This window comes from Aliicoccus persicus (genome assembly GCF_900110815.1).
Taxonomy (GTDB): domain Bacteria; phylum Bacillota; class Bacilli; order Staphylococcales; family Salinicoccaceae; genus Aliicoccus; species Aliicoccus persicus.
Genome location: NZ_FOIT01000004.1, coordinates 35,283 through 57,186, shown reverse-complemented (window position 1 = coordinate 57,186; position 21,904 = coordinate 35,283). Strand labels below are relative to the sequence as shown.

Annotated in this window: 20 protein-coding genes, 4 tRNA genes and 1 pseudogene; 2 read left to right on the top strand and 23 right to left on the bottom strand. The window is 41.1% G+C overall.

What is annotated here, in order from left to right; genetic code table 11:
• Positions 1 to 28: 28 nt before the first annotated feature.
• From nusG to BMW30_RS07000, 16 genes are all read right to left on the bottom strand, one after another.
• The gene (nusG, locus tag BMW30_RS07075; RefSeq protein ID WP_091475251.1) at positions 29 to 568 is read right to left on the bottom strand and encodes a transcription termination/antitermination protein NusG; all 540 of its coding nucleotides are present in this window, start codon (positions 566 to 568) and stop codon (positions 29 to 31) included.
• 17 nt (positions 569 to 585) lie between these two features.
• Positions 586 to 762, bottom strand: a complete 177-nt coding sequence (gene secE / locus BMW30_RS07070; protein ID WP_091475249.1) for a preprotein translocase subunit SecE — start codon at positions 760 to 762, stop codon at positions 586 to 588.
• A 59-nt stretch (positions 763 to 821) separates the two neighbouring features.
• Entirely contained in the window at positions 822 to 1,403 is a 582-nt protein-coding gene (locus tag BMW30_RS07065) for an RNA polymerase sigma factor (protein ID WP_091475247.1), read from the bottom strand.
• 139 nt (positions 1,404 to 1,542) lie between these two features.
• A complete protein-coding gene (locus tag BMW30_RS07060; RefSeq protein WP_091475245.1) occupies positions 1,543 to 2,067 on the bottom strand; it encodes an NYN domain-containing protein in 525 nt (174 codons plus the stop codon).
• 3 nt (positions 2,068 to 2,070) lie between these two features.
• A complete protein-coding gene (gene rlmB / locus BMW30_RS07055; RefSeq protein WP_091475243.1) occupies positions 2,071 to 2,811 on the bottom strand; it encodes a 23S rRNA (guanosine(2251)-2'-O)-methyltransferase RlmB in 741 nt (246 codons plus the stop codon).
• A gap of 1 nt (position 2,812) precedes the next feature.
• Entirely contained in the window at positions 2,813 to 3,208 is a 396-nt protein-coding gene (locus BMW30_RS07050; protein WP_091475241.1) for a ribonuclease III domain-containing protein, read from the bottom strand.
• The gene (gene cysS, locus BMW30_RS07045) at positions 3,201 to 4,595 is read right to left on the bottom strand and encodes a cysteine--tRNA ligase (RefSeq protein ID WP_091475239.1); all 1,395 of its coding nucleotides are present in this window, start codon (positions 4,593 to 4,595) and stop codon (positions 3,201 to 3,203) included. The genes BMW30_RS07050 and cysS overlap by 8 nt, the downstream gene beginning before the upstream one ends.
• 238 nt (positions 4,596 to 4,833) lie before the next feature.
• Positions 4,834 to 6,291, bottom strand: a complete 1,458-nt coding sequence (gene gltX / locus BMW30_RS07040; RefSeq protein WP_091475238.1) for a glutamate--tRNA ligase — start codon at positions 6,289 to 6,291, stop codon at positions 4,834 to 4,836.
• The gene (ispF, locus tag BMW30_RS07035) at positions 6,288 to 6,776 is read right to left on the bottom strand and encodes a 2-C-methyl-D-erythritol 2,4-cyclodiphosphate synthase (RefSeq protein ID WP_091475236.1); all 489 of its coding nucleotides are present in this window, start codon (positions 6,774 to 6,776) and stop codon (positions 6,288 to 6,290) included. The genes gltX and ispF overlap by 4 nt, the downstream gene beginning before the upstream one ends.
• Positions 6,769 to 7,452, bottom strand: a complete 684-nt coding sequence (ispD, locus tag BMW30_RS07030) for a 2-C-methyl-D-erythritol 4-phosphate cytidylyltransferase (protein ID WP_091475234.1) — start codon at positions 7,450 to 7,452, stop codon at positions 6,769 to 6,771. Before ispD ends, ispF begins: the two co-directional genes overlap by 8 nt.
• Positions 7,449 to 8,498 (bottom strand): PIN/TRAM domain-containing protein, encoded by a 1,050-nt coding sequence (locus tag BMW30_RS07025; protein ID WP_091475233.1) that lies wholly within the window; start codon positions 8,496 to 8,498, stop codon positions 7,449 to 7,451. Before BMW30_RS07025 ends, ispD begins: the two co-directional genes overlap by 4 nt.
• Positions 8,499 to 8,529: 31 nt before the next feature.
• Positions 8,530 to 9,900 (bottom strand): DNA repair protein RadA, encoded by a 1,371-nt coding sequence (radA, locus tag BMW30_RS07020; RefSeq protein ID WP_091475231.1) that lies wholly within the window; start codon positions 9,898 to 9,900, stop codon positions 8,530 to 8,532.
• A 166-nt stretch (positions 9,901 to 10,066) separates the two neighbouring features.
• A complete protein-coding gene (locus BMW30_RS07015) occupies positions 10,067 to 12,517 on the bottom strand; it encodes an ATP-dependent Clp protease ATP-binding subunit (RefSeq protein ID WP_091475229.1) in 2,451 nt (816 codons plus the stop codon).
• Positions 12,518 to 12,520: 3 nt separating this feature from the next.
• Positions 12,521 to 13,546, bottom strand: coding sequence for a protein arginine kinase (locus tag BMW30_RS07010; RefSeq protein WP_245705653.1), 1,026 nt, complete (start codon positions 13,544 to 13,546; stop codon positions 12,521 to 12,523).
• The gene (locus BMW30_RS07005; RefSeq protein ID WP_091475227.1) at positions 13,536 to 14,051 is read right to left on the bottom strand and encodes a UvrB/UvrC motif-containing protein; all 516 of its coding nucleotides are present in this window, start codon (positions 14,049 to 14,051) and stop codon (positions 13,536 to 13,538) included. The genes BMW30_RS07010 and BMW30_RS07005 overlap by 11 nt, the downstream gene beginning before the upstream one ends.
• Positions 14,048 to 14,521 (bottom strand): CtsR family transcriptional regulator, encoded by a 474-nt coding sequence (locus BMW30_RS07000; protein WP_091475226.1) that lies wholly within the window; start codon positions 14,519 to 14,521, stop codon positions 14,048 to 14,050. The genes BMW30_RS07005 and BMW30_RS07000 overlap by 4 nt, the downstream gene beginning before the upstream one ends.
• A gap of 142 nt (positions 14,522 to 14,663) precedes the next feature.
• Here BMW30_RS07000 and BMW30_RS06995 point away from each other — a divergent pair.
• Positions 14,664 to 15,882, top strand: a pseudogene (locus tag BMW30_RS06995) (NupC/NupG family nucleoside CNT transporter).
• 47 nt (positions 15,883 to 15,929) lie between these two features.
• On the opposite strand, the gene BMW30_RS06990 reads toward BMW30_RS06995, so the two are convergent.
• Both BMW30_RS06990 and pdxS read right to left on the bottom strand, forming a co-directional pair.
• A complete protein-coding gene (locus BMW30_RS06990; protein ID WP_180366254.1) occupies positions 15,930 to 17,231 on the bottom strand; it encodes a carboxylesterase family protein in 1,302 nt (433 codons plus the stop codon).
• A gap of 75 nt (positions 17,232 to 17,306) precedes the next feature.
• Positions 17,307 to 18,161 carry a pyridoxal 5'-phosphate synthase lyase subunit PdxS gene (gene pdxS / locus BMW30_RS06985; protein WP_091475221.1) on the bottom strand — a complete coding sequence of 285 codons (855 nt, stop codon included), beginning with the start codon at positions 18,159 to 18,161 and terminating at the stop codon, positions 17,307 to 17,309.
• A gap of 94 nt (positions 18,162 to 18,255) precedes the next feature.
• Between pdxS and pdxR the strand changes: the two genes are divergently transcribed.
• Positions 18,256 to 19,569 carry a MocR-like pyridoxine biosynthesis transcription factor PdxR gene (gene pdxR, locus BMW30_RS06980; protein ID WP_091475219.1) on the top strand — a complete coding sequence of 438 codons (1,314 nt, stop codon included), beginning with the start codon at positions 18,256 to 18,258 and terminating at the stop codon, positions 19,567 to 19,569.
• Between the two features lie 37 nt (positions 19,570 to 19,606).
• Here the strand turns inward: pdxR and BMW30_RS06975 are convergent.
• The 5 genes from BMW30_RS06975 to lysS form a co-directional block, all read right to left on the bottom strand.
• A tRNA-Ile gene (locus BMW30_RS06975) sits at positions 19,607 to 19,680 on the bottom strand.
• A 22-nt stretch (positions 19,681 to 19,702) separates the two neighbouring features.
• Positions 19,703 to 19,788 (bottom strand) — tRNA-Leu (locus BMW30_RS06970).
• Positions 19,789 to 19,795: 7 nt separating this feature from the next.
• Positions 19,796 to 19,870, bottom strand: a tRNA-Gly gene (locus BMW30_RS06965).
• A 25-nt stretch (positions 19,871 to 19,895) separates the two neighbouring features.
• Positions 19,896 to 19,971, bottom strand: a tRNA-Val gene (locus BMW30_RS06960).
• 428 nt (positions 19,972 to 20,399) lie between these two features.
• Complete coding sequence (gene lysS, locus BMW30_RS06955) at positions 20,400 to 21,890, bottom strand: lysine--tRNA ligase (RefSeq protein ID WP_091475217.1); 1,491 nt, start codon at positions 21,888 to 21,890, stop codon at positions 20,400 to 20,402.
• Positions 21,891 to 21,904: the final 14 nt, after the last annotated feature.

The following is a 21,904-nucleotide window of genomic DNA, read 5'->3' as shown; positions in this document are numbered from 1 at the left end:
CTTTTAGATTGTGCTTTCAAGTTTTATTTTATATTTTTTCAATCTGGTCAAACTCTACTTCAACCGGTGTTTCTCGACCAAACATTTCAACCATCACCGTCAGCTTGAAGCGTTCGACATCAATTGATTTAACCTCGCCACTCTGACCACTGAATGGCCCGTCGATAATACTAACAACTTCACCTTGATCCACTTCGAAGTCCACTGTACGCTCTTGCATTCCCATTGATTTTAAGATGAACTTAACTTCTTCAGGTAACAGCGGGTTCGGTTTGCTACCGGCACCTTGAGAACCGACGAAGCCAGTAACTCCAGGTGTGTTGCGAACAACATACCATGACTCATCTGTCATAACGAGCTCAACAAGTACGTATCCAGGGAACGTCTTTTTGACTGCAGTCTTTTTCTTACCCTCTTTAAATGTAGTTTCTTCTTCCTCAGGTACAACGACTCTGAAAATCAAATCTTGCATGTTCATAGATTCTAAACGTGCCTCTAGATTTGCCTTTACCTTATTCTCATACCCTGAGTATGTGTGGACTGCATACCATTCTTTAACCCCTGACATACTGATGCTCCTTTAATTTAGATTAATTCGATGACATAAGTAATGATTAAGTCGATTGCATAGAAAAATGCTAAGAAGAAAATAACTGCAATTGCGACTAGTACTGTGTATTTTACGACTTCTTGACCTGTTGGCCAGTGAACCTTTTTCATTTCACTTACAACATTCGCGAAGAAGTTTCGGTTATTATTCACTCAAATATTCCTCCTACAAACATTAAGTTCGAGTGCGCTTCGGACATATGTACTCATTCTTAAATACTATAACTATTATGCGTTTCATTGTCAATTGGAACTAACATTGGGTGATATTTCACTTTGTTCCGCATCCGATAAAAAGCGTTCGTGTAACTCGTGTCATCAAGACCGAGTGTTTCACGCACTTCCATCGGTGATTGTCCTGTCATTAAACCGCTCAATACCGAACGTTCTAATTGACTAAAACGTGCCGATGATACAATTTTTTCTAACGATTCACGCATCATTTCAATTCCCAGCAAGCGATCCTCAGGCAAGCGTTCTATATCTTCATCAATAAAATCGATCAATTCTTTTTTTACATGAACATATGAGCGGCGAATTCTTTGAACAATCGCTTTGCGCTGTGCGATCTTTATGAGTTCAAAACGAAACGTGCGATACGCATAATGTTCAAAATGACCTAACTCAGGATTATACTTGCGGCATAATCGGAACGTTAACATCATCAGATCTTGAAAAATATCTTCGTGATCATTGTAATCCATGATAAACGTTCGAATCATATACTCTGTCCGATCAAATAGGCAAGCATAGATGTGTTCAAACGCCTCTATGTCACCTTTCGCAAATGCCACTGCAGCATGATCAATCGCTCGATAATCTTTTTCACCACAAAAGAATACAATTTGCCGAATCGTATATATCGCACTCGCCCACTTCCGTCAATGATTTAACTGTAGTATATAAAGTTAATCACGTACGAGCAACTGCGCATTATGTACCGCGTCGCAGTTTTTCAAGTTTTGCTAAAACTTGTTGGTCGACATTCAATCGCTGACGCGGTTTTTGACTTAAATCACCAGAGATTTTCTTACGTATTTTGTTTTTAGAGAATCGCAATGACTCCCACATCTCCCGGCTTGATTTACGCAGCGCACCGAGACCGAAAATCGTTTTCTGTTCACTGTAGTCACTCGTCACAACGGTAATCTCAGTCAAGTGCTTATTGTAATTCTGTTGGACGAAGCGTTCAATGTATTCATCCGCCGTCTCTTTTTCTTTCGTATAAACGACAGTGATGCCGTAATAATCAAGTATCGTCTCTGTTGAATTCACCATATACGCATCGAAGACACAAGTGATGTCGTAAGTCGAAGTCGCACCGTATTCCGCTAAATGGGAGAGCAGTTGCTCGCGCGCACCTTCAAGTGACACTTTTGATTCTGAACTGAGTTCCCGATCTGCACCGATTAAATTATAACCATCTACCAATAATATTCTAGACTTCTTTTTCATCATGTATCATCCCTTTGAAGTACGTGGTTGATGCTTTCGGTACACCTCATACATAAGCAGCGCAGCAGATACGGAAGCATTTAAACTCGTCACTGTACCCACCATAGGGATCCTCACTGTGAAATCGCATTTTTCCAATGTCTTTTTACTAATACCATTACCTTCATTGCCGATGATAATAGCTAAATTCACATCACCTGGAATATCCCGATAGTCTGTCTTTGCATCACCATCTGTACCGACGATCCAAAAACCAGCGTCCTTCAATTGATCAATTGTCTGATTGATATTCCCGACGCGTGAAACAGGCACATGTTGAATTGCACCCGTAGAAGTCTTTGCAACCGTTGAAGTCAATCCGACTGCGCGGTGCTTCGGAATAATGATACCTTTGAAACCTGTCGCATCAGCGGTTCTTAAAATTGAACCGAGATTATGCGGATCTTCCAAACCATCTAAAATCATGACATGACTATTCGGATGCTCACATTTCGAAATCAATTCTTTAATGTCCATGTAATCCTGTGGACTCGTCATCGCCACTACACCTTGATGCCGCTCATCTGTTAAACCATCTAGTTTATTTTTTGGTGCAAACTGTACATTTACTTTGTTCGCTTTCGCCAGTTTTAAAATATCTTCCAACTGCCCGCGGTTCGCACTATCTTGTATGAATATTTTATTTATCGTCTGTTCAGAACGAAGTAATGCTTTAACCGCATGTCTACCTGCTACGACTTCTTCCATATCATTCACCACACTTCTCATATATAATTTCAAAAATTTCATTGAGTCGATCATCATTTTGTTCTAATTTATAGTAACCGATAATTGCCTCAAGCGCTGTTGCGAATCGATACTCTTCCTTTGATGCATTTTTTGCCTTTGTCTGCGTACTTTTATTTTTCGCACGGTTAATAATATCTAATTCATCTTCATTGAAGAAAGCGATATCTATTAAATATACTAAGCACTTGGCTTGAAAACGTGCACTCTCACACATTGCATATTTTTGATGCAACGCTTTTGGCTTGCTATACGGACTGAGATGCAACAGATGCGTGCGTACGCGTGCCGCGTAAACCGCATCTCCCACTTGTGCAATAGAAGCGAGATTCATCATGGCGCGCATTTCTTTATCCACGTTTAAATCTCACACCATCTTTCGTATCTTCAAGGATGATATTTTGCTCTTTTAAGTAATCTCTAATCTCATCTGCACGTGCAAAATCTTTATTGTTACGCGCTGTATTTCGCTCTTCGATCAATTTTTCGATTTCTTCATCAAGGAGCACTTCTTCAATATCTAGTGTGACACCGAGTACTTCTTTATAAGCGAGGTGTGCATCGATGATTCGCTGTAAGACGTGTGTGCTTGTCGACGGACGACGTAAATATTTATTCGTTTCAGAAACGAGGTCATGCCAAGCTGTCACTGCATTTGCCGTATTGAAATCATCGTTCATATGATTTTCAAACGCAGCTAGATTTGCATCGATAATATCTTCAACGACTTTATCGGGCTCATCTAGAACAGCTGATTCTAAACGTGTAACCACTTCTTGATAGCTGTCCTGAATACGCTTCAAACCATTACCTGCCGCTTTAACGAGTTCACGATTGTAGTTGATCGGGTTGCGATAATGCACGCTGATCATGAAGAATCGCAGTACATTCGGGTCAACTTCTTTAATGATGTCATTCACCAAGATAAAGTTCCCGAGTGACTTACTCATCTTCGTATTATCAATGTTAATGTAGCCGTTGTGCATCCAATAGTTCGCGAAAGTTTTATCTGTGCGGCACTGACTCTGTGCAATTTCATTCTCGTGGTGTGGGAACGTCAAATCTTGACCACCCGCATGTATATCAATTGTATCACCGAGGTGTTTACGCGCCATCACTGAACACTCGATGTGCCAACCTGGTCGACCTTCACCCCATGGCGAATCCCATTTGATTTCATTGTCTTTTGCTTGTTTCCACAATGCAAAGTCTAGAGGATCATTTTTCTTCTCACCCGCTTCTATACGCGCACCGACTCTTAAATCATCGACCGACTGTTGTGATAATTGACCGTAGTCATCAAATGCACGCGTCTTAAAGTAAACGTCGCCATCTGATTCATACGCATAGTCTTTTTCAATCAACACCTCAATAAAGTCCACGATGTCTGCCATATGATCCATTACACGTGGATGTACTGTTGCTTTCTTTACATTCAATGCACCAGTATCATTAAAGAACGCTTCAATAAAACGCTCAGCAATTGCAGGCACTTCTTCTCCGAGCTCTTGGCTCGCCTTAATCAATTTGTCATCTACATCCGTAAAGTTGGCAACATACTTTACGTCAAATCCTGAGTACTCTAAATAGCGTCTCACTGTATCAAAGACAATTGCCGGTCTCGCGTTTCCGATGTGTATATAGTTGTACACGGTCGGACCACACACATACATCTTCACCTTACCAGGTTCAATCGGTTCAAACGTTTCTTTCTGACGCGTCAATGTGTTGTAAATTTTAATCATTTTTATCCTCCCTACTTCTTATAAAGAAAAACACCTCTGCCCGATAACGGACAGAGGTGTTGTTAACACGGTTCCACTCTGGTTCACTATTTTTAAATAGCCTTTAAATATTAAGCTGTTGCAATTCGAAAGAGTTTTCGTTATCTTCTCACCACCAGATAATCTCTAAATGTCCATGGCTCTTTCTACTCATGTCTATTATTATCGAAATGAATAGACACGTCAAATACATTGTTCTTTAAATGCGTGCGTTTATTCTCTCCAGTGCAACGTCTCGACCAATTAAAGCAATTGCGTCCGGCAATTCCGGCCCACGTGTTTCACCCGTAACTGCAGCACGCACCGGCATAAACAATTGCTTCCCTTTAAAGCCAGTTGATTTTTGCACTGATTTAATTGCTGCTTTCACTTGTTCTGGTGTAAATTCTTCTACTGGAACTTCTGTAAATGCATCGCGAAGTGCTGGCAACAATTCTGGAATATGTTCTTGTGATAATACCGCTTCAGCATCTTCAGAGTAGCTCAGTTCTGGTTTGAAGAATTGTTCGCTTAGTTCCACAATTTCAGCAGCATAGCTCATCTGCGGCTGATAAAGTGCCACTAAACGACGTGCCCAATCTTCCTGTTCTGGTGTGCGTTCTTTTTCCACTAAACCTTCAGCCTCTAAAAACTGAACAGCCATGTTGAACACTGTGTCGCTATCTTTCGTCTTCATGTACTGGTTGTTGATCCACATTAACTTTTGTTTATCGAAGAATGCCGGTGATTTTGAAAGTCGTTTTTCATCGAATAGCTTGATGAATTCTTCTTGGCTAAATACTTCCTCTTCACCTTCAGGTGTCCATCCAAGCAACGTGATGAAGTTGAATAGTGCTTCTGGTAAATAACCTAAATCTTTGTATTGTTCAATGAACTGAAGAATACCTGCATCACGCTTCGATAATTTTTTCTTTTGCTCGTTTACAATCAATGTCATGTGACCGAACTGTGGATAATCCCATCCGAGTGCTTCATAGACCATCATCTGTTTTGGTGTATTTGAAATGTGATCATCACCGCGTAACACGTGAGAGATTTCCATCAAATGATCATCGATTGCACAGGCAAAGTTGTATGTTGCCATACCATCTTTTTTCATGATGACCCAGTCACCGATGTTGTTTGAATCAAACGATACGTCACCTTTAACGATGTCATCAAATGTGTATGTGACGTTTTGTGGTACACGGATACGTACGCTCGGTTCGCGTCCTTCATCGATCAATGCTTGCTCTTCAGCAGATGATAAATTCGCATGTTTTCCACCATAGCGTGGCATGACACCACGTGCAATTTGCTCTTCACGCTCAGATTCAAGCTCTTCAGAAGTCATATAGCAACGATATGCTTTTCCTTCTTCAATCAGTTGTTCTGCATATTTCTGATAAATTTCTCTGCGCTCAGATTGACGATACGGACCGTATCCACCGTCTTGATCGACAGACTCATCCCAATCAATACCAAGCCATTTTAAGTTTCTTAACTGTGATTCTTCACCTGCTTCAATGTTTCGTGCAGTATCTGTATCTTCCACACGGATGATGAAGTCTCCACCTTTAGAACGGGCAAACAAACAGTTAAATAATGCCGTTCTCGCATTTCCTATATGTAAAAAACCCGTTGGACTAGGGGCATATCTTAAACGCACTTTACTCATGACAATTCCTCCATTTTCTTAAGCAATACGACAGCTTCCGCTGCCATACCTTCTTCTCGGCCAGTAAATCCTAATTTTTCAGTTGTTGTCGCTTTTATATTAACATGATTTATCGGTACATTTAATAAACTTGCAACGACTTCACGCATGTCATCGATGTGCGGTCGCAATTTTGGCTGTTCTGCCATAACGGTTGCATCAATATTATTCACTTCATAATTCATATCAGTCATCTTCTCTACAACTTCACGCAGTAGTACTTTAGAATCCAAATCTTTGTTGGCTGCATCCGTATCCGGGAAAAACTTCCCAATATCACCGAGTGCAAGCGCCCCAAGTATGCTGTCTGCGATTGTATGCAATAATACATCCGCATCGGAGTGACCAATCAACCCTTGATGATGATCGATTTCTATACCACCGAGAATTAGCGGTCGGTCTTTATCGAATGCGTGTACATCAAATCCATGACCTATTCTAAACATGATTATCCCTACCCAATAGTATTCTTTCACCTGTTAACATATCATCTTGCGTCGTAATCTTAATGTTGTTGTAGTCTGATTCAACGACATGGACGCGCTCACCGAGCGCTTCAACCATCATTGAATCGTCCGTGACGACGAGATTTTGTGCATACGCATGTTCATATGCGCGTTTTAATAAGGTATAACTAAAAGCTTGTGGCGTATGCACCATTATGACTTCATCACGGTTTACCGTGTCTTTGACGATGTCTTGATTGACACGCTTTAGCGTATCTTTCGGACGCACACCACAGATGACAGCATCATTTGTTTGCACAGATTCATACAAAGCATTCAAAACACTTTTACTGATGAATGGTCTGGCACCGTCATGCACCATCACCCATTCATGCTCTTCCATTTGCTGTAACATATTGTATATACTATCTTGGCGTTCATCGCCACCGTCAACGATCTCTTTTAGCTTTGAACTAAACGATAAAATTTCACTGAATATCTCACGTTCATCACGCTTCGTCGCAACATAGATTGCAGCACAATTTTCATCCGCTTCGAACTGTTCCACTGTATGCACAATGATTGGTATATCTAAAAGTGGTAGCAACATCTTATTCTGAGGCGCACCCATGCGTTTACCGCTACCTGCAGCAGGGATTAACACTGTGTAACTCATGATGCTTCCACTTGTTTCGTAAATATAATACGCCCTGAATTCGTTTGTAAAACACTCTTAACTTCAGCTTTAATCTGCGCATTGACAAGATGTTTGCCACCTTCGACGACGACCATCGTACCATCATCTAAATAACCGACGCCTTGTCCTTCTTCTTTACCAACACGAGAGACGAAGATATCTAACACGTCGCCTTGCGTAATCATCATGCGTACGGCATCGGATAGTTCATTCACATTCAACACTTTGATCCCTTGAACCTGACACACTTTGTTTAAGTTATAATCGGTTGTTACGACAACGCCTTGATTATCCTTCGCCAACTTAATGAGCTGTGCGTCCACATCGAGTTCTTTATAATCAATATCCAGTATCGATACATTATCACTCGCTTGTCTCAGTTCCGATAAAAGATCGAGCCCCCGCTGACCTTTATCGCGTTTAACAGAGTCCGTAGCATCAGCAATGAGCTGCAGTTCATCGAGGACGAATTGTGGTACGACGATGTCACCTTCTAAAAATCCTGTTTTCACCACATCGATGATGCGACCGTCAATAATCGCACTTGTATCTAAATATTTTGTTGGTGAGTGTGACGTCTGCCTCTGAATTCTGTTGAGCAATGGTAACTGACTAAATGCTTCGTTGAATTTCTTGTGACCGAGTTGAAAACCAAGATAACCGAGAACGATTGCAAGTATAAATGGTACGACATTGTTGATGAGTGGAATTTCTATCATGCTAATTAAAAAAGATATTAGGACAGCAAGCAATAACCCAATGATCATACCAAGTGATGCAAATACGATATCCATCACATTACTCTTGATTAACGACTCTTCAATTGCACGAATCCATCGTATAAGATATGGTATCGTCCAGTACAATGCGAGCGTAAAAACAACTGCACCGACGACCCCGTGAACGAGCACGTTGTCAAAAATACCCGGTACATTATCAAACATTTCTACGATAAATGGTGCGCCGTAAATGCCGAGAGTTGCGCCGATAATAATGAACCATGCATAGAGTAAATATTTAAGCATATGTTGACCTCCTTTTATTATTTTTTAATGATTATTGTAGTGCTAACTTTAACGCTTCGTTTATGTGTGATACACCGATGACTTCTATATTTTTGTTTAACTCTATACCCGAAAGATTAGATTTCGGCATAATGATGCGGTTAAATCCTAGTTTCTCAGCTTCCTGTATGCGTATTTCAGGCTTGCTGACGCGACGTACTTCACCTGTTAATCCAACTTCGCCGACGAAACAATCGTCACCTCTCACTTCTTTTGATTTGAATGATGAGGCGATGCTAATGATGATGCTTAAATCAACTGCTGGTTCGTCTAGCTTAACACCACCGACTACTTTGACATACGCGTCATGTTGTTGCATAAGATGACGCTCACTTTTCTCCAGGACTGCCATGAGTAAATTCAGTCGGTTATGATCGATGCCTGTTGCCATCCGTCTCGGATTATGGAAATGCGTTGGTGTAACGAGTGACTGAACTTCAACGAGCAATGCGCGTGTGCCTTCCATCGTTGCAACAATTGCTGAACCTGGTACATTTTTTGAGCGTTCTTCTAAGAAGATTTCTGATGGGTTCAACACCTCACCTAGACCCGATTGATTCATTTCAAAAATTCCCATTTCATTCGTAGAACCAAATCGGTTTTTCACTGCGCGCAAGACGCGAAACGATTGGTGTTGATCGCCTTCAAAGTAAAGTACGGTATCCACCATATGTTCTAATAGACGTGGACCGGCAATCTGTCCCTCTTTTGTCACATGCCCGACGATAAACGTCGCGATGTTTCCTGATTTCGCAATATTCATCAAGCTTTGTGTACATTCCCTTACTTGGGATACACTACCTGGAGCACTTGTAACATCTGGGTGAAAAATAGTTTGGATTGAGTCAATAATGAGGAAGTCTGGCTTGAGTTGTTTTATTTCATCGTGGATGTAGAACAAGTTCGTCTCACTATAGACATTTAATTCTTCACTTGCGAGTTCAATGCGATCTGCTCTTAACTTAATCTGTTCGAGTGATTCTTCACCCGACACATAGAGTACGGTATGTTTCTCGGAAAGCTTAAGCGCTGTTTGTAATAGAATTGTTGATTTACCTATACCTGGGTCCCCACCGATTAAAATCAGTGAACCGTCGACGATACCACCGCCGAGTACGCGATCAAATTCACCGCTGCCTGTACGTGTTCTCGGTGTCACGGACTTTTGAACACGTTCTAACTTTTGGCTACGAGATTTTCTATCTGCAGATTCCTTACCGAGTGTACCGCGCACTTTTGTTTCTTTATGTATTAACTTTTCTTCCATCTGGTTCCATGCGCCACAACTCGGGCATTTTCCGAACCATTTTGGTGATTCGTAACCACACGCCATACATTCGAATACATTTTTCGTTTTTGCCAAAAAGTTATACCTCCCCAAAGTAAATACAATTGTATGTATATTGTATATAAAAAACGCTGAACAATAAAGCATGAGTGTGTTTATACACCATTTGATTACATGTATATGTGACAGAATTAAAGAAAAGCACGAAATCTATATGAAATAGATTCCGTGCATACATTAATTACATATTAATTTTATCGTTTTCTTCCATTTCTTCAGTACGTATATCGTATTCATCATCTTTGAAATCAATGATAACGCGTTTGCCTTCAAAATCTTCACCTGCAAGAATTGCTTCGCTTAAACGATCTTCTACACTCTTTTGAATTGCACGCGCAAGCGGACGTGCACCGTATTCTGGATCGTATCCTTCTTCTACGATCTTATCTTTACCTGCATCTGTAATCTCAAGGTGAATTTTTTGCTCTTGCAAGCGCTCTGCAAGCTGGCTCACCATCAATGTGACGATTTCACGCAGCTCTTCTTTTTCTAGGCTATGGAATACAATAATATCATCCACACGGTTGATGAACTCTGGACGGAAGGCTTCTTTTAATTCCTTCATCATCGTGCTGCGAATTGTTTCGTAATCTGCAGTATCTTTTGCACCACCGAAACCGACGAACTTATTATCTTTCAATTCACGTGCACCGACATTCGATGTCATGACGATGATTGTGTTTCTAAAGTCGACTGTACGTCCATTTGAGTCTGTTAAGCGTCCATCATCTAACACTTGTAATAACATGTTAAAGACATCTGGGTGCGCTTTTTCAATCTCATCAAAGAGAATTAATGAATATGGTTTACGACGTACTTTTTCAGTCAATTGACCACCGTCTTCATAGCCAACATATCCTGGAGGTGAACCAACGAGTCTCGACACAGAGTGTTTCTCCATGTACTCACTCATATCGACACGAATCATCGCATCTTCTTCTCCAAACATCGCTTCGCTTAAAGCACGAGCAAGTTCAGTTTTACCCACACCTGTCGGCCCTAAGAAGATAAAACTTCCGATTGGACGCTTCGGATTCTTCAATCCTGCACGTGCACGACGCACAGCTTTTGAAATCGAAGATACTGCTTCTTTTTGTCCAATGACTCGGTCATGAAGGGTCTCTTCTAAGTTTAGCAGACGATCAGACTCTTCTTCAGCAATCTTCACAAGTGGAATACCTGTCATTGCTGAGATGACGATTTCAATATCGCTGCGTTCAACTGAAGATGCGACATTTCCTTGTTCTTTCTTCCAATTGCTCTTTGTCTCTTCAATTTCTTTTTCTAGTTTTGACTGTTGGTCACGGAAATTCGCTGCTGCTTCAAATTCTTGAGATTGCACGGCAGCATTCTTCTCTTTAATAATTTCTTCTAATTTATTCTCTAAATCTTTCACATCTGGCGGCGTCGTAAAGCTTTTCAAGCGTACTTTTGATGAAGCTTCATCAATTAAGTCAATTGCCTTATCCGGTAGGAATCGATCTTGGATATAACGGTTACTCATGACAACCGCTGCTTGAATTGCATCATCTGTAATGCTAATTCTGTGGTGTGCTTCATACTTGTCACGCAACCCTTTTAAAATTAGAATTGAATCTTCAACAGATGGTTCGTCCACTTGAACCGCTTGGAAACGTCTTGCAAGTGCCGCGTCTTTCTCAACGTGCTTACGATACTCTTCGAGCGTCGTTGCACCGATACATTGTAACTCACCACGTGCAAGCGCTGGTTTTAAAATGTTCGATGCATCAATGGCACCTTCAGCACCACCCGCACCGATCAGCGTGTGTAACTCATCGATGAATAGTACGACGTTACCCGCTTCTCTTATCTCTGTCATCACTTTTTTCAGACGCTCTTCAAACTCACCACGGTATTTCGTACCTGCGACGACCGTACCCATATCGAGTGACATAACGCGTTTATCTTTTAATGTTTCTGGCACTTCATTGTTAATGACAGCGATTGCCAACCCTTCTGCAATTGCAGTTTTACCGACACCCGGCTCACCGATTAACACAGGGTTATTTTTCGTACGACGACTGAGTACCTCAATCACGCGTGTGATTTCTTTAGAACGGCCAATAACCGGATCCAACATGTCTTCTCTCGCGATTTGTGTTAAGTCACGCGCAAGACCATCCAGCGTTGGCGTTCCTGTTTCTTTACGCGCTGATTTTTTCTGTTGAACCATATCCGGATTACCAAGCATTTTAATCACAGCTGCACGCGTCTTCGTAATATTAAGATCTAAATTTGATAATACCGTCGCCGCGACACCTTCACTCTCACGGATCAAACCAAGTAACATATGCTCAGTTCCGATAAAGTTATGGTGTAAACGACGTGCTTCATCCATTGAGTATTCAATAACTTTTTTAGCACGTGGAGTGTACTGCATTGATGTCGACATCTCAGTACCAACGTTCACCAATTTAAAGATTTCTTCACGGATGCGGTCTTCATCTGCGTTAAATAACTTTAAAACTTTTGCCGCGATACCTTCATTTTCTTTAACCAATCCGAGTAGTAAGTGCTCGGTTCCAATGCTTGAGTGCTTGAGTTGAATCGCTTCTTCTTGTGCATAAGCGAGTACTTTTTGTGCACGTTCTGTTAATTTTCCAAATAACATATATTAACCCCCTAATGTGTTTCTGAGTAACGTTGCGCGTCGCTCATCAATCTTTTTGTCGAGTTCTGCCACAGATAAAACTTCATCTGAATCAATCAATGTTTTAATAAACGCGGGTTGAATCATTTGAATCAACGGTTGAAATTTAAACTTTTCAAGCGTTAATAATTCTAAATCCACACCGATTTTTACATCACTGAGTGCTTTAGCTGCTTCTTTTAAACTAATTGTCTGAGCATACCTGAGCAATCCTAACGAACGGAATATTCGGTCTCGCGTTTCCACCTCATGCTCACCGATAAAACGCTCGCGCAAACTAATTTCTTCTTCAATTAATTGTTCTTTTAGTTCAAGTAAGTTGTCAATGATTTCATCTTCTGTTTGCCCGAGCGTCAGCTGGTTTGATAGTTGATATATATAACCGATAGATTGACTACCTTCCCCATATATACCACGTAATGTAAAACCAAATCGACTGATGTTCGAGACAAATTGTTGCAACAGACCAGTAGAAGCAAGTGCAGGCAAGTGCACCATGATTGATGCCCGCAATCCAGTGCCGACATTTGTTGGACAAGCTGTCAAATACCCGTAGTTTTCATCGAATGCATATTTGAAGTTGTCTTCAAGAATTTTATCGACTTGTTCTGCTGCTGCGTAAATTTCATTCATATCGACACTCGCACCGAGTGATTGGATACGGATATGATCTTCCTCGTGCACCATAATGGAAATCGACTCATCTTCATTGATGAAACATGCATGACCATGTTTGGCAAAATTCGGTGAAATCAAATGCTTTTCGACAAGCACCCCACGTTCCTCGTATGATAGCTTGCGTACATCGACTTGTTGATACCCTTCTAGGTGGATCGCCATGTCTTGTACTAACTGAGCAAATTTCTCTTCGTCTTGACTTCGACCTGGGAACGGCAAGCTTTCGATATTGCGCGCTAAACGTATACGTGAAGACATTTCAATCGGCGTCTCCACTGCTGACTCTAACCAAGTACTGATTTTAGAGCTCATCAATGTCACCACCTTCAAGTGCACGGATTTTATCTCTTACAATGACGGCATCTTCGAAGTTCTGTTTTTCTACGAGTGCATCAAGTTCTGATTTCAAGTTTTCTATCTGCTGTTTCACCTTGAGATGTTCAAGTGCACTTTCTGGCACTTTACCGACATGCGTCACTTGATTTGCTTGAACACGCGCGATGATTTCTTTCGTCGTATCTGGAAATGTACGATAACAATCTGCACAGCCAAATTTTGCATGCTTCAATATCGAGTCTACCGTTGAACCACATGATTCACAACGTTTAACCGGTCGATCACGGTATTGTTTTCGCTGCATATTCGACAATGCTTTTAGCAGCTGATTGATGTTTGAGTGATCCTTATTGTGCGATAAGTATACGTCAAATGACGCATTTGCACACGATTCACATAAGTACTGATCATACTTTTGGAATCCAGTACCTTTCGATACATGAATCACAGCTTCATTTATTTGGCAGTTTTCACATTTCATTCGCTTTCCTCGCTATATAATATGACGTTAACAATATTCGTTAATATATGCGCACGCAATCGGTCGCGATACGGTAAATCTATAATCAATGTTTCTCGATGGATTGCAGTTAAAATAATCTTTGCTTCTTTTTCTGTGATAACATCGTTTTCTAACATCGATTGGACGATATGTTCTCCTTTTTGCTGGGACACACTTTTACCAATCACTTGTTTCAAATGGGCAAGATATTCCGCTTGATTGTGAGTTTCAATTTTAGTAATTCGAATATACCCACCACCACCGCGTTTGCTTTCCACAAGGTAACCGTGTTCCGTCGTAAACCTTGTCTTAATAACATAGTTTAACTGAGAAGGTACACAGTCGAACTTTTCAGCAATATGTGCGCGCTTTATTTCCACTACTTCTTGCTGCGACTTTTTAATCAGCTCTTTTAAATAGCTTTCAATAATGTCGGACATATTTCTCATGGGGACCACCTCTCTTTGACCTTCTTTGACTTTGATTATATATCACAATCTTAATCGTTTCAATCGTTTTGATTAATAGATGAAGTATTTCACCTTTTTGTGTAGAATAAAAAAATACCAAAAAACAAAAGGTGTGATTTTCATGTCAATCGTTATGGGTATCGTTGGTATTTTAGTGACGTTGGTGTTAGCTTGGATCGCGAGTTCCGATCGAAAACGTGCCTTCTCACATTGGATTAACATACTGATGCTACTAGGTTTACAACTTATTTTTGCCTTCATATTTTTATCTACTACAGTTGGAGAAACAGTTGTTGCATGGCTAGCAGATGGGTTTAATGTCTTGCTCGGATTTGCACTAGAAGGGATTTCGTTCGTCTTTGGGGATCTCGTGAATGTTGCACCAGAAGGTGGCACAATATTCTTCTTCGGTGTGCTCATGCCAATTATTTTTATTTCAGCCATTATTGGTATACTGCAGTTCTTACGTATACTGCCACTGGTCATCAAAGGTATCGGTTGGTTCCTATCAAAAGTAACTGGAATGCCATATATTGAATCATATAATGGTGCGGCTTCGATGTTTCTTGGCCAATCAGAAGTGTTCATTACACTCAAACATATCGTGCCACAGCTCAATGCGCGTCGCTTATACACACTGTCTGCTCAAGCGATGAGTTCCGTTTCATTATCAATTGTCGGTGCATACATGGCGCAGTTAGAACCACGTTTTGTGATTGTTGCAATTTTTATGAACTTGTTTGGTATCTATGTGGTATCACACATCATCAATCCGTATCCGGAAGCAGGTACAGCATGAAGAAGAAACTGATGTTGAAATCAGTAACAATCCAGAAGCAGGAAAATCATTTTCCCAAGTGCTTGGCGATTACATCATGGACGGTGCCAGAGTTGCTGTTATTGTCGGTGCGATGTTAATCGGTTATATCGCATTGATCGCTTTACTTAACAACTTATTCTTATTAATTCCAGGCAACAGCTTAACGTTCCAAGATATTCTCGGTTATGTATTTATGCCACTCGCATTCTTAATGGGTATCCCATGGGCAGAGGCACACGCTGCAGCGAGTATTATGGCCACGAAGTTAATCACAAATGAATTCGTCGCTATATTCGATTTCATAGCCGTTGCAGATACATTATCTGAAAAAACGCAAGGTATGATTTCTGTATTCCTAATTTCATTTGCAAACTTCTCAAGTATCGGTATTATTGCCGGTTCTGTGAAAGGTATCCATGAAGAAAGTGGTAATACAGTTGCACGATTCGGTCTGAAACTCGTATACGGTGCGTCACTTGTATCTATATTAAGTGCCGTTATGGTCGGATTCTTCCTATAATTGTTTAAAACAAAAACATGTCGATATAATTTCATCGACATGTTTTTTTAATTTTTGAAATGATTTACTTTTAAAAACTTCGGTGTGAGTTTTACATCAATTGTGCCGTGTTTCGCAAATTCTGCCCACACATATCTTAGTTTTTTTCCATCATGTTCAACACTTGCCCAGTCTTTACCCGTTATGAATACACTGTCTTTCCACACATCTTCATCACCAAATAGAAGCGGTGACTCAATGCAATGTGAAGCACGATATAGATTTTGTCTCGCACCCCAAGAAATTTCATATAAGTAGGCATTTTTTGCAAGCTTTGCGTAATGCTTCGCGCCACTGGCATAGATACGCTTTGAAAGTACAGCGATTGCAGCTTCTGGGATGACACGCGTCACAACGTTTTGGTACATGCGTTGTAGTATCGGAACAACTTCTAAAAACATGACGACTTCTCGTGCATTTGATCCTATCATGACAGATACATTTTTTGCCCGTTCAATAAACTTCTCATCGAACAGCTTCAAGGATGGCAATGGATGGTGACCATATTGTGCACCGAATGGCATCGATCCATTCAACCCATATTTACTACCAATTTTTCCAACATCAGCTTGTATGCCCATCAATGTTTTCATATCTGCATCTTTGTATGCTTCACGCTGATGCGTAAACATCTCCATACTCATCGTTTCACGATTTTGTCTTAAACCAAACGGTGCGCTCTGCACGATGATCTTTTGGAACATCCCTTCTGTTTCATCGATGACCATTAAATTCATGACTGAATCTGCACCAGAGGATTGACCAAACAATGTGATATTTTTATCGTCTCCACCAAAGTACGAGATATATTTGTTCACAAATCTCAGTGCTTCAATTTGATCAAGTAGCCCTAAATTACTCGGATAATCACTGTTATTGCCCAAGTATCCGAGTACCCCTAGTCTGTTTGTTACAGTCACGACGATAACGTTTTGTTCTCTAACGATGCGCTTTGGGTCAAAAATTCTTAAATCGCCAGCACCACCCACGTAGCTGCCACCATGCAAAAAGACCATGACTGGCTTTTTGTCTGTTGGTTTCGTATCAATGGGGATATGTATCGATAGACGTTGTGGGTAGTCCGTATATCGTGCATTTTCTTCTTCCCCACCAAAAAACGGAGATAAGCTGTCATTGATGTTTTGAAAGCTTGCTGGTGCCCGTTTCGTCGCATTGATGACGCGTCCTTTAATCGTGTTAAACTCTGGAATATCATGGCGTTCCGCATTTGCATATTTAAGACCGGACACACGCCAAATACCGCCATCATTCCATCCTCTTACTTCCGTATTCCTAACTTTCCAAATCATCGCATCAACCTCTAAATCAATCTTCATTCACTTATTAATGTACAACAAAATAAAAAAATAGTAACCCATAAAGGGTTACCATCCTCTCTCCGACATCCGATTTTCTGGACTCAGTTGATTGACATCAAGTCCTCTCATCGCCGGACCAAGATCTTTTGCGAGGTCTTTTATCAATTGATAGTTTTTAAAGTCTGCAGTTGCTTGAACAATTGCATGTGCATATTTTTCGGGATTTTCTGATTTAAAAATGCCTGATCCGACGAACACACCATCCGCACCAAGTTCCATCATTAACGTAGCATCTTGAGGCGTCGCAACACCACCCGCGGCAAAGTTCAATACTGGTAATTTACCAAGTGTTTTAATTTCTTTGAGTACTTCAAATGGTGCACCATGATTTTTAGCGTAGGTCATCAGCTCATCATCATTCATCACTTTGATCTGTCTAATCTGTGCATTCACTTCTCTCATGTGTCGTACCGCTTCAACGATATTCCCCGTACCTGGCTCACCTTTCGTGCGCAACATCTTCGCACCTTCACCGAGCCTGCGCGCTGCCTCACCAATGTTTCTACATCCGCACACAAAGCCAACATCATACATCGACTTATCCAAATGATACACTTCATCCGCTGGCGTCAGTACTTCAGACTCATCGATACAATCGACACCCATTGATTCGAGTACACGCGCTTCACTGATGTGACCGATTCTACATTTTGCCATGACAGGAATGGACACTGCATTTAGTACTTCCTCAACAATACGTGGATCCGCTGCTCTTGCAACACCACCTTCTTTTCGAATATCAGATGGCACACGCTCGAGCGCCATTACTGCAACCGCACCCGCCGCCTCAGCAATCTTTGCTTGCTGGGCATTCACCACATCCATGATGACACCGCCATATTTAAAATCAAATTCAGTCATTTCGACATCTCCTTTAATCTTTATTGAATATAGTTTAGAATATTATCTGAACTCTAATAAGAATCAGATTGAATAAAATTTAGGAGGTCAGATTATGTTTGTCTCGTTAGACCGTAATGCGGACACACCGATTTATGAACAACTATATAAGCAAATTAAAGATAAAATACTAATGCATGAGATCGGTGCAGAAGAAAAATTGCCGAGTAAACGCCAGTTAAAAGATGATCTTGGCATCAGCATGACAACAATTGAACATGCATACACGATGCTGATTGATGAAGGGCTTATCTATAGCAAGGATAAAAGTGGATATTACATAGAAACGATTGAAGGGTTGAAGTTCGAGGAGAAGAATCCGGAGATTATTGAAAGGCCATCTGAGAAAGTTAGACGGTTGCCACTTGGGACCATTGATACTTCTATTATTCAGGCGGATACATTTCGACAAATTGCCCAGGAAGTGTATAGAGACGCGTCTTTACTTAACAAGGGAGAAGACAGTGGCGAGGAAATTTTGAAGCAGAATATTTATGAGTACATGCACAATAACAGAGGTGTCACGTGCTCAATTGATCAAATCGTTATTGGGCCTTCCACTGAGTTTCTACTAGATCAATTGATGCATTTATTGGATTATGAGAGTTTTTCAATCGAAGATCCAGGATATCCCGTTGTAAAGAAAGTATTGAATAAGCACGGCATAGCATTTAAGCCCGTGCCCGTTACACGGACAGGTATCGATGTCGATCAAGTGAGCGAAAGAATCGTACATGTCACACCATCACATCAGTTCCCGACCGGTGCGATTTTGAATTTACAAAAACGTGTTCAGCTGCTTAAGTATGTGAACTCGAATAATGGATATATTATAGAAGACGATTATGATAGTGAATTTCGATACGATGGCCACCCGCTGCCGTCTTTACATAGCTTAGATCAACATGACCGAACAATTTATATGACGACATTCTCAAAAGTGTTGTTCCCTTCATTGCGTTTGGCTTGTATGGTGTTGCCTAAATCACTAGCAGAACGCTACTATCAAGAAAATTTTACATGCGATGTCCCAAGACACCTTCAGCATATCGTTGCGCATTATTTTGAGAGAGGTTTTATCACTCGTCATATCAACCGCATGCGAAAAATTTATCGGGAAAGAACACGTGAGATTACTGATTTTTTATCAGAAAAATATCCTGAAGTCGAAGTGCATGGGATGCATACCGGCATGCACATATGGTTGAGGGTGCCGGGAGAAAATATAGAAGCACGTGCACGTACATTTGACTTGATCCCGCTCAATGATTATGCCATCGATAAGTCATATTCGGATAGCATCGTGATCGGTATTGGAGAATCATCCGTTGAAGAAGTGAAAGAAATACTGAGTGAATTTTTCCAATAAAAAAACACCTCGCGAAATCCATCGCATGGTGTTTGAGTGGGCCTAAGTGGACTCGAACCACCGACCTCACGCTTATCAGGCGTGCGCTCTAACCAGCTGAGCTATAGGCCCGAGATTATGTAATTAAAAAACATGCCGAGGACCGGAATCGAACCGGTACGATAATCACTTATCGCAGGATTTTAAGTCCTGTGCGTCTGCCAGTTCCGCCACCCCGGCATAAAAATGGAGCGGAAGACGGGATTCGAACCCGCGACCCCCACCTTGGCAAGGTGGTGTTCTACCACTGAACTACTTCCGCTCAATACATATTTGTATATTTGTAATGGTGGAGAATGACGGGATCGAACCGCCGACCCTCTGCTTGTAAGGCAGATGCTCTCCCAGCTGAGCTAATTCTCCGTTATTTGAATATTTGTATCAACTTTATAAATAATACAATATAAATGATGTTTGGTCAACAGGAATTTTGGTGGTGTGGATTGGGGAATTGTTGGTGAGTGGTTGGCTAATAGTTATCCGGTGATTAGTGGGACTCAAGGTTTGTTTTTTTCTTGGGAGTCCCACTCTGATAATCAAAATGTGCGGCAAATCGGATGTTTCGGACCTGCCACACACTTTACGTTCCAATGAGACTTACTCACAGACACGCAGATAGATTCGCATTGCCAATTCATGACCATTTTCCAGACCCAATTGGCAAACCGTGCTTACTCACAGCACTTTTCACTCCTGAGTTAGCACGAAATCAAAACCCGTGCTTACTCACGGCATATTTTCAACCCGAGTAAGCACGGCAACAAATAATTCAGAAACCCCTATCAAATATCTTATTTATGTCTCATATGCGGGAACAACAACACATCTCGAATCGAAGCTGAGTCTGTTAAAAGCATGACTAAACGGTCGATCCCGATTCCGAGTCCGCCTGTTGGTGGCAGACCGTACTCTAACGATTCCACGAAGTCTTCGTCCATTTCGTGTGCTTCGTCGTTTCCTTGTTCTTTTTCTAACAACTGTGCTTCGAAGCGTGCGCGTTGGTCGATTGGGTCGTTCAACTCTGTGAATGCATTTCCTAACTCGCGGCCGACAATAAATACTTCGAAACGATCTGTAAATCGCTCGTCGTCTTTGTTTTTCTTCGCGAGTGGTGAAATTTCAATTGGGTGTCCATAAATAAATGTCGGTTGAATTAAGTCTTCTTCACATTTCTGCTCGAAGAACTCATTTAAAATATGTCCGAACGTCATGTGTTTATCGATTTTAATGCCGTGTTCTTCTGCTGCTTTCTTCGCTTCTTCATCTGAAGAAATACTAAAGAAGTCCACGCCTGTTTTTTCTTTTACCAATTCTGCCATATGCACACGGCGCCATTTTGGCGTCAGATCAATTTCTGTCCCTTGGTACGTAATCTTCATCGTGCCATTGACAGCTTGTGCAATATGCGCAACCATCTCTTCTGTTAAATCCATAATGTCATTGAAGTCTGCATATGCTTCATATGATTCTAACATCGTAAACTCTGGGTTATGTCGCGTCGACACACCTTCGTTACGGAATACGCGGCCGATTTCATATACTTTCTCCAGCCCACCAACGATCAATCGTTTCAAGTGCAACTCCAATGCAATTCTCAATGTCAGATCCATATCGAGTGCATTATGATGTGTATTGAACGGGCGTGCTGTAGCACCACCTGAAATTGCATGCAATATAGGCGTCTCTACTTCTAAATAGCCCTTCGAATTTAAGAAATTACGCATCTCTTGAATGATGCGGCTGCGTTTAATGAACGTCTGCTTAGATTCTTCTGACGTAATTAAATCCAGGTAACGACGGCGGTAGCGTTCTTCAATATCTTTTAAGCCGTGGTGTTTATCTGGTAATGGACGCAATGTCTTCGTCAAAATTGTAAATGTGTGGGCTTTAACAGAAAGTTCTCCAGTGTTTGTTTTAAACATCACACCTTCTACACCGACGATGTCGCCTAAGTCTGCTTTGTTCCATATGTTATCAAACGCTTCATCACCGATCGCATCTTTACGCACATAGATTTGAATTTGACCTTCCAAGTCTTGAATGTGTGCAAATCCTGCTTTCCCTTTACCCCGCTTCGTCATCAAACGACCCGCAATCACTGTTCTTGACTCATCTTCTTTTTCTGCAAGCTCTTCTTTTGAATACTGATCCCATTCTTCTTGTAATGTTTTAGATGTACCACTACGTTCAAAACGACCGCCAAATGGGTCTATGCCAAGATCAATAAGTTGTTGCAATTTTTCACGACGTACAATCAACTGATCATTTAATTCTTCTGACACAATATCTCTCCTAT